Source organism: Arthrobacter sp. Bi83, assembly GCF_918698095.1.
In the GTDB taxonomy this organism is placed as follows: Bacteria; Actinomycetota; Actinomycetes; order Actinomycetales; family Micrococcaceae; genus Arthrobacter.
In genome coordinates this window covers 21,059-37,019 of the sequence record NZ_CAKKLY010000006.1, presented here as the reverse complement: position 1 = coordinate 37,019, position 15,961 = coordinate 21,059, and the positions used below count along the sequence as shown (strand labels likewise).

Annotated in this window: 9 protein-coding genes; 1 reads left to right on the top strand and 8 read right to left on the bottom strand. The window is 65.5% G+C overall.

Going from position 1 to position 15,961, the window contains the following annotated elements:
• Nucleotides 1-68 precede the first annotated feature (68 nt).
• The gene (locus tag LQ144_RS05000; protein WP_230117466.1) at nt 69-704 is read left to right on the top strand and encodes a DUF2461 domain-containing protein; all 636 of its coding nucleotides are present in this window, start codon (nt 69-71) and stop codon (nt 702-704) included.
• A gap of 76 nt (nt 705-780) precedes the next feature.
• Here LQ144_RS05000 and LQ144_RS04995 read toward each other — a convergent pair whose 3' ends face one another.
• The 8 genes from LQ144_RS04995 to LQ144_RS04960 form a co-directional block, all read right to left on the bottom strand.
• Complete coding sequence (locus tag LQ144_RS04995) at nt 781-2,322, bottom strand: amino acid permease (protein ID WP_230117465.1); 1,542 nt, start codon at nt 2,320-2,322, stop codon at nt 781-783.
• Nucleotides 2,323-2,544: 222 nt separating this feature from the next.
• Entirely contained in the window at nt 2,545-8,043 is a 5,499-nt protein-coding gene (locus LQ144_RS04990) for a peroxidase family protein (RefSeq protein WP_230117464.1), read from the bottom strand.
• 352 nt (nt 8,044-8,395) lie between these two features.
• Complete coding sequence (locus LQ144_RS04985) at nt 8,396-8,824, bottom strand: DUF779 domain-containing protein (RefSeq protein ID WP_230117463.1); 429 nt, start codon at nt 8,822-8,824, stop codon at nt 8,396-8,398.
• 15 nt (nt 8,825-8,839) lie between these two features.
• Nucleotides 8,840-9,862 (bottom strand): alcohol dehydrogenase AdhP, encoded by a 1,023-nt coding sequence (adhP, locus tag LQ144_RS04980; RefSeq protein WP_230117462.1) that lies wholly within the window; start codon nt 9,860-9,862, stop codon nt 8,840-8,842.
• Nucleotides 9,863-9,990: 128 nt separating this feature from the next.
• Nucleotides 9,991-11,514 (bottom strand): aldehyde dehydrogenase family protein, encoded by a 1,524-nt coding sequence (locus tag LQ144_RS04975; protein WP_230117461.1) that lies wholly within the window; start codon nt 11,512-11,514, stop codon nt 9,991-9,993.
• A 131-nt stretch (nt 11,515-11,645) separates the two neighbouring features.
• Nucleotides 11,646-13,067, bottom strand: coding sequence for a helix-turn-helix domain-containing protein (locus LQ144_RS04970; RefSeq protein ID WP_230117460.1), 1,422 nt, complete (start codon nt 13,065-13,067; stop codon nt 11,646-11,648).
• Between the two features lie 156 nt (nt 13,068-13,223).
• Entirely contained in the window at nt 13,224-14,657 is a 1,434-nt protein-coding gene (locus tag LQ144_RS04965; protein ID WP_230117459.1) for an FAD-dependent oxidoreductase, read from the bottom strand.
• 125 nt (nt 14,658-14,782) lie between these two features.
• Nucleotides 14,783-15,781 carry a DNA topoisomerase IB gene (locus tag LQ144_RS04960; protein WP_230117458.1) on the bottom strand — a complete coding sequence of 333 codons (999 nt, stop codon included), beginning with the start codon at nt 15,779-15,781 and terminating at the stop codon, nt 14,783-14,785.
• Between the last annotated feature and the right edge of the window lie 180 nt (nt 15,782-15,961).

Genomic DNA, 15,961 nt, shown 5'->3' with positions numbered 1-15,961 from the left:
GGTGGGCCTTTTCCACATAGCCGATGCCTTCTCTGGCTGTATTGACGATGCCTCCCTACGATCCTTGTATGGACACGTTCGAAGGCATCCCGGATGCCGCCTTCCGGTTCTATGCGGAGCTGGAGAACAACAACAACCGTGAATGGTGGCTTGAAAACAAGGACACCTATGACTCGGAGGTGAAGCAGCCGCTCGCGCTGCTGCTCGCCGAACTGGAGGATAAGTTCGGCCCGGGCAAGATCTTCCGGCCCAACCGGGACATCCGGTTCTCGCAGGACAAGTCGCCGTACAAGACCGCCCAGGGAGCCTTCGCCGCACGGCAGGAAGGCGTGGGTTACTACATCCAGGTCAGCGCGGACGGGCTGCTGATCGGCGGCGGCTACCACTCACACACGCCGGCGCAGCTTGCCCGGTTCCGCAGCGCCGTGGATGCCCAGGCCAGCGGCGCGGCCTTGCAGAAAATCGTGGACAGGATCGCCGCTGCCGGGTTCGTGGTGGAAGGCGAGAAGCTCAAGACCGTGCCCCGGGGCTTCGACAAGGACCACCCTCGGGCCGAGCTGCTCAAGCACAAGTCGCTGTCAGCGGGAGTCACGTTCCGAGACGCCGGGTGGCTCGCCACTGCGGGCGCCAAACGGGAGGTGGCCAGCCGATGGGAACAGCTCCGCCCGCTCGTCGACTGGGTCGGCCAGTATGCGGCCCCATAATGGCAGCCCGGGAATCGGAAAGGCCACCCGGGATCAAGAAGACCCCGGGTGACCTTTCGCGCTCTACTGGGTCGCGTTAGACGCGCGTGTAGGTGTCTTCGTCGTCCAGGTCCACGGCCGCCGGGTTCACGGCTGCCTTGGCCTCGGCGAACTTCTCGTTAAGGCGCGAGTGCCGCTGGCCGTACGCGAAGTAGATGCCCAGGCCGATCACGAGCCAGATGGCGAAGAAGATCCAGGTCTCCACGGCCAGGTTCGTCATGAGGTACAGGCAGAGCACCGCGGACACAACGGGCAGCACTTTGCCGAACGGAACCCGGAAGGCAGGCTTGAGGTCCGGCCGCTTTTTGCGCAGCACAAGGATGCCAAGGCTGACCATCACAAAGGCGGAGAGGGTACCGATGTTGATCATTTCCTCCAGCAGATCCACGTTGGTGAGTCCGGCTACCAGTGCCACCGCTGCACCACAGATGATCTGCAGCCGGGCCGGCGTCGAACGCTTCTCGCTGGTCTTGGACAAGGACCGCGGCAGCAGTCCGTCGCGGCTCATGGCCAGCACAACGCGGGAGAGGCCCATCAGCAGCACCATGATCACCGTGGTCAGGCCCACCAGTGAGCCGAAGGCGATGACCTTGGCGGCGTCGGTGTTCCCCACGGCTTCGAAGGCCGTGGTGAGCGTCGGGTTCTTGACCGCTGCGAGCTCCTTGTACGAGACCATTCCGGTCAGGGCCAGGGACACCAGGATGTACAGCAGCGTGACCAGTGCCAGGCCGCCGAAGATGCCGCGCGGCAGGGTCTTCTGCGGGTTCTTGACCTCTTCCGCGGACGTGGCCACCACGTCAAAGCCGATGAACGCGAAAAAGACCAGGGCGGCCCCGGCGAAGATGCCCAGCGTTCCGTACTGGGCGGGTGCGGCACCGGTGAGGAAACCGAAGAAGGACTGCTTCATGACGTCAGCTGCTCCGGTGCCCGTGGTGGGCTCCGAGGCGGGAACGAACGGCGTGTAGTTGGAGAACTTGACGTAGCTGAAGCCCACGACGATCACGAATATCACGACGCCGATCTTGATCAGCGTGAAGATGTTGCCCACGCGGGCGGATAGCTTCGTCCCGAGGACGAGCAGCACGGTGAAGATCGCCACGATGAGGAACGCTCCCCAGTAGAGGTCAACTCCTCCGAGGGAGATGGCGGGCGGTATTTCCACGCCCATGAGGGCGAAGACCTTGCTGAGGTAGATGCCCCAGTACTTCGCAATCACCGCGGCGGCGGTGAACAGCTCCAGGATGAGGTTCCAGCCGATGATCCAGGCCAGCACCTCGCCCATGGTTGCGTAGGTGAAGACATACGCAGAGCCGGCCACGGGGATGGCGGTGGCGAACTCGGCGTAGCACATGATCGCCAAGGCGCACGTGACGGCGGCCACGGCAAAGGAGAGCGTAACAGCCGGTCCGGCGAAGTTCGCCGCGGCCTTGGCGCCCACCGAGAAGATGCCGGCGCCAACCGCAACGGCGACGCCCATGATCATCAAGTCCCAGGTGCTGAGGGAGCGCTTGAGCTTGCGTCCGGGTTCATCGGCGTCGGCCATTGACTGCTCGATGGACTTGGTCCGGAAAAGATTCATAGGAAATCCACAATCCTGATTGGGGGTAGGAAACAGACCTATCAATAATAGTGTCCATCCAATGGACGGCCATATTTGTCCCAAATAATGAGACGCCGCGCACGCGAAACCACGCCCGGCCCTCCTCCGCGCTGCGGCTGCGCGGTGTGGTGGAGGGCCGGGCGTGGTGTCCGGGAGGACAGCTGGCGGCCCCTTGTGGGAACCGCCAGCCGGCCAATTACATTACACGGAGCCTGTCCTGAAGGTCCAGGACCGGAACGCCAGCGGGTTGCCGGCGAGGTCAAGGACCGAGGAGGTGGCCATCGTGTATGTGGTGTTGGCCACGAGGGTCGCCGACGGGTTGAGCGTCGCCGTCCTCGTTGCCGCGTTGTACGTCACCGTTGCGGTCACGACCGGTCCCGTGAGGCTGCCGCGCCTCAGGACCACCGTTGACGTGCTGACGTTCGTAACAGGCTCGCTGTAACGTACCGTGACGTTGGCCGTGCGGCCCACGTTCGTTGCACCGATCGCCGGTGTCACCGAAGCCACCGTCGGGGCGGGCCCGGTGGTGAACTGCCATGACGGCGGTGTGGCCATGGTGTTGCCTGCCGTGTCCCGGATGGAGGAGAACGCCATGTTGTACGTACGGTCGGCGAGGAGGGTCGCGGTGGGGTTGACCGTCACGGTCCTCGTAGCGTTGTTGTAGGTCACACTGGCCGGGATCGGCGTTGCACTGCCGTTGAGCCGGAGAACAACCGTTCCGGAGCCGACGTTCGTGACCGATTCACTGAACGTGGCCGTCACGTTTGCCGTCTGGCTGACGGACTTGGCGCCGAGGGCCGGCGTCCTGGCGGTGATCGTCGGGAGCACAAACTCGGTCCGCGGCGTGATCAGCGGAGTACGGGCCGATGGTGCGCCCGTGCCTGCTGCGTTGATTGCCGAGACGTCGAAGGTGTATCCCGTGCCGTTGATCAGGGCCGCCACCGCGCTGCTCGTGACGTTCCCTACCGTGACCTCGCGGGTCGGAGTGGCACTCGTTCCCACGAAGACGCGGATTCGGAACTGCGTGACTGCGGCACTGGGAACTGCCGCGGGGGCGGTCCACCTCACCGTAACCTGGGCATTGCCCGCAGTCGCCGTGCCAATCGCCGGAGCGCTGGCAAGGACGGGAGCCGACGGCGTGACCGCGTTGGACAGTGCCGAGAATGCGCTGGCGCCGAGTGCGTTCACTGCCCGAACCTGGAACCTAACAGCGGTTCCGTTGGTCAGACCCGTCACCACCAGGCTGGTGGCACCGGCGTCAGCCGTCTGAAGCGCACCAACCTGGGTTCCGGCTGCGTTGACCACCCGCACGTCGAAGCTGGTGGCAAGGCCGCCTGCTGCCGGCGTGAAGTTGACCGTGGCCTGGCCACTGCCGGTAGCAGCAGCCGCGCCGATGACGGGAACGGATGGTGCGACAGTGTCAGCGAACACCAGCCGTTCGACGTTCCGCACGGTGTCGGTACCGTCAGTGCCCACGTTGTCGGTCACCGTGGTCGTTGACCCCGGAGAGCCAAGGACGCCGGTTCCACCGGTGGTGGTGACGGTGTAGTCGGCCTGCGCGCCGGTGAACACCGCCGAGTCGGTGCCGCCGGAGCCCGTGAGGACCTCGCGGACCGCCACGATGTTGCCGGGGTTCACGGTTCCCGCGAAGACACTTTCCTGGAGCGTCGGTCCCGTCAGGTTGCCGCTGGCGTCCTTCAGGTACCGGCTGGCCATGGCGCTCTGCCCCAACCCTTCAATGCTGGCGCTGCCGATTTCGCTTGCCGGATCGGCCGCGTTGGTGCGGACGCTGAGACGGACACCGACGTACCGGTCGCCGTCGAGAATGTCATTGGCGCCGCGTCCCTCGAGAAGGTCGCTGCCGCTGCCGCCGAGGAGGATGTTGCCTTCGCCCCAGACGTTCGCACCGGTGAGGAGCGGGCAGTCCTTGGAGGCCGAAGCGGCCACAACGTCGGATGTCAGAGTCGGGAAGGTCGACACCAGGTCGCCAAGTCCGGCGATCCGGTCCACACCGGCCTGATCCAGCACGTCACATCCAATGAACCCGGCGCCGCCAACGGCGCTCGGAACCAAATCGTCACCGCGAAGCTTGTCGTCGAGTTTGCCGCCCGAGAGCGCTTCAACCTCGTTGAACTTGTCGCGGACACCGACCGTCAGGATGTCCAGCGGAGGGATCGGCAGGGCCAGGTCAAGATCCTGTGCCTGTGGGTCGCCCTGACCGATCTCCCAGTCGTAACCGGAGGCTCCGGCGACCTTCTCGATGCCCGGACCGCCGACGCCGATGTCGTCGCCGCCCTCCATGTCGTAGTCGTCGTCGCCGCCCTGGCCGACGAGGATGTCGTGTCCGGGCTTCTGGGAATCATCCAGGAAGAACAGGTTGCCGCTGTCTCCCTGCATCAGGTCCGGCTGGTCGCCGCCCTCTTCCCAGTCATCGCCGCTGTCGCCGAATGCGGCGTCAAGGCTCTCACCAAGCATCACGAAGTCGTCACCGGCTCCAGCGAAGGTCTCGTTGGCGTTGGCTCCGCCGTTCGTGAAGTCCTTGCCATCTCCACCCATGATGATGTCCAGGCCCGGTCCGGCGTCGATCGCGTCATTGCCGGGTCCGCCCTTCGGGACGTCGTCACCTGCGAGGTCCGTGATGATGTCGTCACCTTCGCCGCCGAGCGCGATGTCAGCTCCGTCGCCACCCTCGATGACGTCGTTGCCGGTACCGCCCCAGAAAGTGTCGTTGTCGTTGCCGCCATAGATGCGGTCGACTCCGGCGGTGCCGTTGTAGACGCTCTGGCCGTTGATTCCGGAGGGGTCGACCGTGTTCCTCGCACGGTACTTGATGGTGCCGTCGGACATACGGATCAGCAGATCCGTCTCACTGCAGTCTGAGTCCGGGTCATCCGCTACGGTGTTGCCGGAGGCCGTAAAGCCCGCAGGCGTGCCGTCCAACTTCTTCAGTTCGAACTTGCAGTCCGCCGTGGCAAACGCGTCGGCCTTCAGGCTGTGCACGTTGGTGTTGCGCATCATCATCTCGGCGAACGAGTTGCCTTCCAGTTGCGCCCTCAGGTTCATGCCCGGGGTGCGCGCCAGGTAGTACAGACGGTCGCCGTTCTGCAGGTTGGTCAGCTGGTTCTCGAAGACGTAGTTGAACGTGCTGCCCAGCAGACCGCCAAACAGGTTTGTCCGCTCCGCGAGGCCGCCGACCCAGAGGTCCACGTTGTCGAGGCCAGTAATCGAACTCGTGCCGGTGTTGGCCCACGCGTCCGTGCTGTTCATGAACGCCGCGGCGTCAGCCGGAGGGACATCCGCGGGTGCGGGGCTGACGATCAGCCGTGCGGCCTCCCGCTTGGCCGCCAGCGTCGTTGCGCCGGTGATGGACGGGTGCAGACCGTAGGCAGCGACGAAGTTGACGAGCGACTCCGGGTGCTTGAGGTTCTCGCCGAAGTCGACCCAGTTGGTGTAGGGCTTCAGCTGGCCGTCATTGGTTGAATTGAAGAGCTCCCGGCGGAGGACGTTCAACCGCGGAATTCCTTCAGAACGGGCCCGCGTCATGTTGATCGTCGGAAGGTCCAGGGGCAGGCCCAGCAGGTTGTTGCGGAGCGTGTCGGTCACGAACTCATCCAGTTCGTTACCGGCCTGGTCCGACATCCCTGCGATGACGCTTCCTGCAGCCTCTTCCGAGGTCAGCGGCCCGGCAGGACCGCCGTTGGTGTACTCCGGCGGGTTGAGGAAGCCATTGAGCAGCGAGATGTCGTTCTGGCTACCCCTGGTGTCATCAGCATCTCCGAAGACTCCATTGAAGCCGGCGCCGTCCTCGTTCCTGCGTGAGATCGTTTCGGTCAGCATGGAGTGGCCGAAGCGGTACACAGCGTGGGCGAATTCCGCCTTGATCGCGGGGTTGAGCTCCGTCTGGGTGAACGCAAACGGCTCAAAGGGGTTGATCGCAGGCTGAACCTTGCGGGCGAACTCCTCAAAGACCAGGTGCTGGTACTCCATTTCCGTGATGAACCGTGCGGCCTGGAAGAGCCGCTCACCGTTCCAGCCGGCGGCACCGGCAGTCAGCTTCCACTCGGCCAAAGCCGCGACGCCGCTGGGGGAAGTATCGGTCGTCAGGACGTTCTCGATGTCGCCGACGAGCCGATCGTGCTCGGAGTGGAAGATCTGGTGAATGGTGGTCAGGCCAATGTTCTCGTTGACCCGGCCGTCACCGGCGATGAAGTGCGCGTTCAGCATCTCGTCGTCGTAGGTACCCGCCGGCTGGCTGGCGAAGTCGGCAGATGCCGTGTTGTCAGCATCAGGCGCCGGCGTCACCCGCGGCGTGGCCGGGTTGTTGTCGGTGTCCTGGGGACTCGGGTCCGCGTTGTGCGCGATGTCCGTCAGGAACGGGGTGTCAAAGTACTTGACGTTCGCCGGCACCAGGGTGCCCAGGCCGCCGTTGTCGGCGCGGTTGGCCTCCACGAGTCCGGTCGCGGTCACGAACTGCGGCAGACCGCGGGCGGGGCCGGGAATGAACTTGCCGTACGGGTCCGCGGCGACCATCGGGACATTCAGGACGTCCTTGTCCAGCAACTGGATACCCAGACGCGCCGAGGCCTGGGCCTTGGTGGTGGTCCAGGTGGCCATGCCGCCAGCTGTGGGGCCGGCAGGTCCACCGAGCAGCTTGCCCGTGGCGACCGGGCTCCCGGCGGTGTTATCAACGTACTCCCGCAGGAACACCTGGTGCGAGGAGTGCGAGGTGTAGGTCTGGCTCTGGTCCACCCAGGGCGAGTCCGTGTTGTTCGCATCCTGGATATCGTCAGCGCTTTCATCGGCAGGAGTCGCGGGGTTGTCACCCAAGACGCCGTCCGGACCGGGCTGGTTCTGGGCCCGGGTCAGCACCATGAAGCGCAGGTTCGGGCTGAGGTCGTCCGCGTTCCCGAAGACGTGGTCCGGGCCTGCGATCAGCGGGTCGTCATCCTTCAGCGGAACGAAGACGGTTCCGCCGCTCTTGACGGTCTGGTCAACGCCGTGGTCGAAGAACTGGCCGAACAGCGTGAACATCGAGTTGTAGGGCGGGGAGAGGCCGACGTCGGTGGTCACGTTCGGGATGAACAGCGTGCTGTGCGACGGCACGCAGTCTACGGGAACGCCGGCGACAGGCGGAGTCGCCAGGGGATCTGGGTCCGTGGTGCAGGGGACGACGCCGGTGTTGCCCTGCGTCCTGACCGGGTTACCGGCCGCTGCGACAGCGGCAGGGTTGGTCGAGGTCTGGTCCACGATCAGGTTGCTGATCACGCGGGGCTCGGAGTCGAAAACGTTGCCCTTCTTCTGCGCGTACGAGGTCGGCTGGGAAGGGCCGAACGCGGGAGGCGAGTTCTCGGCACTCTTGAACACCGGCGTGGTCAGGCGCGGGAACTTCTGGTCAGCCGCACCGAACGTCTCCTGGCCCGCCTGAAGGTTGTTGCATGACCCGTCGACCGTCCGCAGTCCCTGAGAAACCAGGGGGCTCGGGATCTGGTTGGGGCCAGTCCCGATCAGCGCACCACAGGGGCCGGTGGCTGAGGTCGTGTTGGCCACATGGGCTTCAGCGATCTTGATCTGCTTCAGGATGTAGGAGAGATCGGAAGGGGATACGGTAAAACCTTCCCCCACCGGCGCCTGCACCGCGTTGGCTGCCACAACTGGCAACCCCATGGCGATTGGCATCATGAGTGTGGTTACTGCTGCCACCGTCCGAAAGGAGATGGCCTGCTTGCCGTGCTTTTTGCGTCGTTGACGCCGGTTTGTTGGTGGATCGGTGGGTGACGCGGATCGACTTTGATCCGCGCCCCCGTCTGACTTCCAGGCTGAGATTTTCATGGCACACCTGCCGCTAGGAGGGATGTAACCGTGCCATCGTGCGATGGTGTGCCCGTGAAAACCTTGTGGCAGCAACCTCTCTGCCGCTGTTTCACCTGCTGAGCCACCCAAATTGGGGGTTTTCAACCAGTCAATTAACCGGCAACGCACAGGTGGGGCCGCTAGTTCGCAGCCCCACCTGTGCGTCATTTGCCAAGGCGTATTACATCCGGTCTGAGATGGCTCAGACCGGCCAGTCCATGAGGGTGGAACGGATCAGGAACCGTTTGCCCTCCGGTGCCTCGACCGAGAAACCGCTCCCCCGGCCCGGCACCACATCCACAGTCAAATGGGTGTGGCTCCAGTAGTTGAACTGCTCCCTGGACATCCAGAAGTCCAGCGGCATGGTGCCCATTTCAGCATCGGCGCCGGGACCGCCGTCGGGAATTTCAAAGCGCCCCAGCAGGACGTCGGAGTCCCCGGTCAGGAACTCCCCGGCCGGGAAACACATCGGCGAGGAGCCGTCACAGCAGCCGCCGGACTGGTGGAACATGAGCGGCCCGTGCTGGGCCCAGAGTTTCCTGAGGAGGTGCACGGACTCGGCGGTGAGCGCTACCCGGGAGAAGTCCTCCCCGGGCAGCGTCACCGCGGCGTCAAGACTGGCTTCAGTCATCACCGATTCCGCTCATCAGAACCTCAACACGACGCGGCCGTCGATTTTCGCGTGCTTCATCTCGTCCAAGACCGCGTTGACCTCAGAGAGCTCCCGGGCGGACACGGTGGGATGGATCTTGCCCTGCGCGTAGAAGTCCAGAGCCTCCTCCAAATCCTGGCGGGTGCCCACGATGGAGCCGCGGACGGTGAGGCCCTTCAGCACGATTTCGAAGATCGGCGCCGGGAAGTCGCCGGGCGGAAGCCCGTTGAAGACGATGGTGCCGCCGCGGCGTGCCATGCCGATGGCCTGGCCGAAAGCGGACGGGTGGACGGCCGTGACCAGGACGCCGTGGCAGCCGCCCGTTTCCCTTTGGATGACCTCTACCGGGTCCTCGTGCAGGGCATTGACCGTGAGCTCGGCACCGTGTGCCTTGGCGAGGGCCAGCTTGTCGTCGGCGATGTCCACGGCCGCTACGCGCAGGCCCATGGCCACGGCGTACTGGACCGCAATATGCCCCAGCCCGCCGATGCCGGAAATGGTGACCCACTGGCCCGGCCTCGTCTCAGTCATCTTCAGGCCCTTGTAGACCGTGACGCCGGCGCACAGGACGGGCGCAACCTCCACCGGATCCGAACCCGCCGGAATGCGGGCGGCAAAGCGCGTGTCCACCAGCATGTACTGCCCGAACGAGCCGTCCACGCTGTAGCCGGCATTCTTCTGTGCTTCACAGAGGGTTTCCCAGCCGGTGCGGCAGTACTGGCAGTCGCCGCAGGCGGACCACAGCCAGGCGTTGCCTACGAGGTCTCCGATGGCGAGGTCGGTGACTCCCTCTCCGAGAGCCACCACTTCGCCCACTCCCTCGTGGCCGGGGATGAACGGCGGAGAGGGCTTGACAGGCCAGTCCCCCTCCGCGGCGTGCAGGTCGGTGTGGCAGACTCCGGTGGTCAAAACCTTGACCAGCGCCTCACCGGGGCCGGGCGTCGGAACGGGAACGGTCAGGATCTGGAGGTCCTTGCCGAATTCGGTTACTACGGCTGCTTGCATTGTCGTCGTCATTGGCGATCCTTGCGTCGTTAGAGCATTTGTTGAACTGAGTGCGGTGACGGTGGTGCTGCCTTCCTGAGGGGTGGCCAGGTGGGGCGGGCGGGGACGGATTGGGCCGTCCCCGCCCGGGTCGGTGCGGCTTAGAAGAAGCCGAGCTTGTTCTCGTTGTAGCTGACCAGGAGGTTCTTGGTCTGCTGGTAGTGGTCCAGCATCATGGCGTGGTTTTCACGTCCGATGCCGGAGGACTTGTAGCCGCCGAACGCGGCGCCGGCCGGGTAGGCGTGGTAGTTGTTGACCCACACGCGGCCGGCCTGGATCTCGCGGCCGGCGCGGTAGGCGACGTTGCCGTTGCGGGACCAGACGCCGGCGCCGAGCCCGTAGAGGGTGTCGTTGGCGATGCCCATGGCGTCGTTGTAGTCGCTGAAACGCGTCACGGAAACGACGGGGCCGAAGATTTCCTCTTGGAAGATCCGCATCTTGTTGTGGCCTTCGAAGACGGTGGGCTGGACGTAGAAGCCGCCGGCCAGGTCACCGTCGAGCTGGGCGCGTGCGCCACCGGTGAGCACCTTGGCGCCCTCCTGCTTTCCGATGTCGATGTAGGAGAGGATCTTTTCCAGCTGGTCGTTGGAGGCCTGGGCGCCGACCTGGGTTTCGGTGTCCAGCGGGTTGCCCTGGATGATCTTCTCCACGCGGGCCACGGCGTCGGCCATGAACGAATCGTAAATATCCTCCTGGACGAGGGCACGGGACGGGCAGGTGCACACTTCACCCTGGTTGAAGGCGAAGAGCGTGAAGCCTTCCTGTGCCTTGTCGTAGAAGGCGTCGTTGGACTCGGCGACGTCGTTGAAGAAGATGTTGGGGCTCTTGCCGCCGAGTTCAAGCGTGACCGGGATCAGGTTCTGGCTGGCGTACTGGCTGATCAGACGGCCCGTGGTGGTCTCGCCGGTGAACGCGATCTTGCGGATCCGCGGGCTGGAGGCCAGCGGCTTGCCCGCCTCCACGCCGAATCCGTTGACCACGTTGAGCACGCCGGCCGGCAGGAGGTCGCCGATGAGTTCCATCAGGACCAGGATGGAGGACGGCGTCTGCTCGGCGGGCTTGAGCACCACGGCGTTGCCCGCTGCGAGGGCAGGCGCCAGCTTCCAGACGGCCATCAGGATGGGGAAGTTCCAGGGGATGATCTGGCCCACCACGCCAAGGGGCTCGTGGTAATGGTAGGCCGTGGTGTCCTCGTCGAGCTGGGACAGCCGGCCTTCCTGGGCCCGGACGGCGGAGGCGAAGTAGCGGAAGTGGTCGGCGGCGAGGGGAATATCCGCGTTCAGGGTTTCGCGGATGGGCTTGCCGTTGTCCCACGATTCGGCGACGGCCAGCATTTCGAGGTTCTCGTCGATCCGGTCGGCAATCTTGTTCAGGACCGCCGCGCGTTCGGCGACGGACGTCTTGCCCCACGACGGCGCGATCTTGTGTGCGGCGTCCAGTGCCAGTTCGATGTCCTCGGCGGTGCCGCGGGCAACTTCGCAGAATGCCTTACCGGTGACCGGGGTGATGTTATCGAAGTACTGGCCCTTGACCGGGGCAATCCACTCGCCGCCGATCCAGTTTTCGTAGCGGTCCTTGAAGGTGACCTTCGAACCTTCGGTACCGGGCTGTGCGTAAACGGTCATTGCTGGCTCCTTTGCTCTGCAACATGATGGCGACACGCAGGGTGATCGCCGTTGCACCCAGCCTAGGAGCGGGAAGGTTGCAGCAAGGTTGCAAGCGTGTGAGCCAGCTCACTGCACGGTCGCAACCATCGTCAGGCGCTGAGCTCGGTTTCCAGCCGTTCAAGATCGGCGACGACGGCGGCCCGCTTGGGTGAGCGCGGCGGCAGGAGCTTCAGGGCGGCAAGGCGGACGCCGACGTCGTCCCTCGCCTCCGGCAGTTCCGCATACCTGAGCAGCGATTCCGCGCTGCCGTCCGTCAGGACGGCCTCGCGCAGCAGCGAGGACACCCGGTCCCGCAGGTCCACGACGCCGGGGGCCTCGGACCGCGGGAGCACGGCGCCGCGGTAGATCTCGAGGGCGATGCGGTGGGCGCCGCGCTGCAGGCAGCTGAGTACCTGGCCGCTGTCCGGCACGAGGTCCATGGTCAGTTTGTAGGGACGCGACTCGGGAACCGCGGCGGGGTTGAGCTGCTGGAGGACCTTGCGGAGGCGCACCATCTCGGCGCGCAGGGTCATGGTGGAGTTGTCACCCGGATAGAGCAGGGTGCTGAGTTCCTCGGCGCTGAGGCCGTCCGGGTGCGTGCTGAGCAAGGCCAGGATTTCACTGTGCCGGGCGGACAAAGGAACGGTCCGGCCTTCTATGCTGAGCAGCGCCTGGTCGCGGCCGAGCAGCTGCAGGCTGTTGCGGTACAGGCTGCCTTCGGCTGTGGAACCGGACTTGGCTACGGAACCGCTGCTCCGCCGTCGTGCCGGCATCCGGGCCTGCGCCGCCGCCAGCTGGAGCCGTTCGACGCGCAGCTGTGCCTGGGCGGCGGCCACGGTGGCCTCCACCAGTGACAGGGTGTGCGGCGCCACCGCCGACTCCGTGCCGGTGATGTCCACGACGCCCAGCAAGGCGCCCGAATCAGGGTCCTGGAAAGGGACTGCCGTGCAGCTCCAGGGGTGCACGGAACGCTTGTAGTGCTCGGCGCCGGAGATCTGGAGGCCCCTGCCAAGCGCCAGCGCAGTTCCGGGCGCACTGGTTCCCACCGTGGCCTCGGACCAGTCAGCACCGGGGACGAACATCATGCCCTCCGCGCGGCGCTGCATCACCGGATCGCCTTCCACCCAGAGCAGCCGGCCCACTTCATCACCGACAGCGACCAGCAGGCCGCTGTCGTGGCTGGGCTGGATGAGGAGCTTCTGGATCACGGGCATGATGCTGGCGAGCGGGTGCTGGCGGCGATATTCCTCCAGCTCATCCCGGTCCATGGCCAGCGGCGCCTCCGGAACGTCAGGGTTGGCGTGCAGCTTGGCCGAGCGCTGCCATGATTCCCGGATCAGGCGGCGCAGGCCGGGAATCTCAGGGGCGTCAGGAAAGGCGTGGGCTTCCGGAATGCTGCCGGGGACATAGTCATGGCCGCCGAACCTGCCGGCCAGCTGGTCGTCCAGATACTCGTGGCCGGCCAGGGCGCGCCGCTGGAGCAGCGCCGCGGCGTCGCCTTCGGGTGCTGCCGGCTGGATCAGGTTCTTCATCGAACTCCCATGTGCCACACTCTCGGGCAGTGCCGCATTGAGGGCGCTGCCGACGGGCACGCCCCATCAAGGGGCGTCGCTCCGTCCGGCAAGTCTAGCTCTGTCGCCGTTCCACGGCCATGGGTGCCGGCACCTGCCACAGCAGAAGCGCGAGTGCTAGGCGCGGGAGATGTCGATCATTTCCTCGCGCGGCACTACCTTGATGCGTTCACGCACGACGCCGTCGGCCGCCGCGGATTCGGACCACGCCGCGCCGAGGGCTGCTTCGTGCGAGTTCAGCCTGTTCCAGCCTTCCCACGTGGTGTACTCGATGCCGCGCTCTTCCAGCAGGTCGATGATGGCCTGCGGGTCCGGGTTTTTCGCCGGCGGCAGGGTCAGCCGGTCCTCGAGGAGAAAGCCGATGGTCTCCAGGGCATCGCCCTTGGTGTGCCCGATGAGCCCGACCGGCCCGCGCTTGATCCAGCCGGTGGCGTAGATGCCCGGGACGGGGTTGCCGTAGGCGTCGAGGACGCGGCCGCCCTCGTTGGGGATGACACCGCGTTTGGCATCGTATTCCAGCTCGTCCAGCGGGGAGCCGTGGTAGCCGATGGCCCGGTAGACGGCCTGGACCGGGTAGTCGATGAACTCCCCTGTGCCCTTGACGTTTCCGGTGCCGTCCAGTTGCATGCGTTCAAACTTGATGCCGGCCACCTTGCCGGACCCGCCGTCGTCGTAAATCTCTACCGGGCTGTGCAGGAAGTGCAGGTGCAGGCGGCGGGAGGACGGCTGCTCGGCTTCGGCGTGCTCCTCCACCAGCCAGTTGGTCATGGTGTTCACCATGGTCTTGGTCTGGTTGTTGCTGCGGATCGCGTCGTCCGAGGCTTCGTCGAACTCAAAGTCCTCCGGGTACAGCACGATGTCCACGTCCCGGGCGTGGCTGAGCTCGCGCAGCTCCAGCGGCGTGAACTTGACCTGCGCCGGGCCGCGGCGGCCGAACACGTGCACGTCCGTGACGGGCGATTTCTTCAGACCCTCGTAGACGTTGTCGGGGATCTCCGTGACGAGCAGTTCGTCGGCGTGCTTAACCAGCATCCGCGCCACGTCCAGCGCCACGTTGCCGTTGCCGATCACGGCGATTTCCCTGGCATCGAGTGGCCAGTCGCGCGGGACGTCCGGGTGGCCGTCGTACCAGGACACGAAATCCGCGCCCCCGAAGGACCCTTCTAGCTCGACGCCGGGGATGTCCAGATCGGCGTCCCTGATGGCACCGGTGGAGAAGATCACGGCATCGTAGAAGGCCCGGAAATCGTGCAGGGTGAGGTCCCGGCCGTAGGTGACGTTGCCAAGGAATCGGATGTCGCCGCGGTCCAGCACTTTGTGCAGCGCGTTCACGATTCCCTTGATGCGCGGGTGGTCCGGGGCCACGCCGTAGCGGATCAGACCGTACGGCGCCGGGTAGGCCTCGAAAAGGTCGATGCTGACCTCGACGTCGCCGCCCTTCACCTCGTTGGACTTGGTGAGGATGTCCGCAGCGTAGACGCCGGCGGGTCCGGCGCCGACGATCGCGACGCGGAGCGGCCGTTGGGAGGCGGATTCAGCTGAGTTGGACACCGGGAGCCCTTCTGGAACGGAGACTGCGCCTGCTCATCCTGCGCACAGTTACCAATTCTAATTGTCCGTACGATCCTGAAGTGAAACCCGTGACGCGGCGCTTCGGCTCTCTGCGCGGGAGCACTTCAGCCGCTTTTCCGCAGCGCCACCACGTCGCCTTCGCGGTACAGCAGGGCCCGCAGCTCCGATTCCGCGGAGTCCAGCCGCTTGGGGTCGATCGTTTCCCCGGCGGCAAAGTGGTCCAGCAGCCGCGGGTCCACATAGCTTTTCCGGGCGATCGACGGCGTGTTCCCCAGCACCGCGGCTGCCTCCAGCATCGCTGTGCTGATGGCGCCCTTCCTGGCCGCGACCCGGTTCTGCGGGCCGCTTTGGGCCAGGCTGACGGCTGCCGCCACCGTGCCCCGCAGGGTCCGGAAGTCCTTCGCGGTGAAATCAGAGCCGGTACGTTCCTTGACGTAGCCGTTGATGTCGGCACTGGTCAGCGGACGCCAGGTCCGGCCGTCCTTATAGGCCAGCAGCCGGGCGTTGCCGCCGCGCCGTTTGAGGACCCGGGCCAAGGCGGCGAGGTCCTCGTCGACGATCTCGGATTCCCAGTTTTTGCCGCTCTTGGCGGGAAAGCTGAGCTGCAGGCGCCCTTTCCTGACCTGCACGTGGGCGCACAGCAGCGTGGCCAGGCCACGGCTGCCGTTTTCGTTCGTGTACCGCTCCGAGCCCACCCGCAGGGATCCGCTGTCAAGCATCCTGAAAGCGGCGGCCAGGACGCGTTGCCGGGTGACGCCGTCGCTCCTCAGGTCGATGGTGACGAGCCGGCGTGCGGTGGGCAGCGACTCCGCGAGCTGGAGCGCCCGGTCGAACTTCAGCCGGTCCTTCCGCTCGCGCCACTCGGGATGGTAGATGTACTGCCGGCGGCCCACGGCGTCCAGCCCTGTGGCCTGGATGTGGCCGTTCTCAAAGGGGGCAATCCACACGTCCGTCCAGGCCGGCGGAATGCCGATGCTTTCCAGCCGTTCCCGGAGCGGTCCCGGCGGCAGCGTTGACCCGTCGACGTCCCGGTAGCTGAACCCTGTGCCGGCCGGCACCCTGCGGTAGCCGCGGCCGGAGGCATTGCTGTGGCGCAGCCTCATCGGGCTGCAACCTGCCCATGCATCATGCTCATGATGGCAAGCCTACTGACTATTTGGCGTCAGCAGGCCAACACCGACCCGCCAGGACGGAATACCGGGCCGCCGGATGGTGTTACTGCTCTTGTGCCTACCCCCGACGGATCCGTCTCTTCCGCTGCTCCTGCTTCTGCCCTGCCCGGC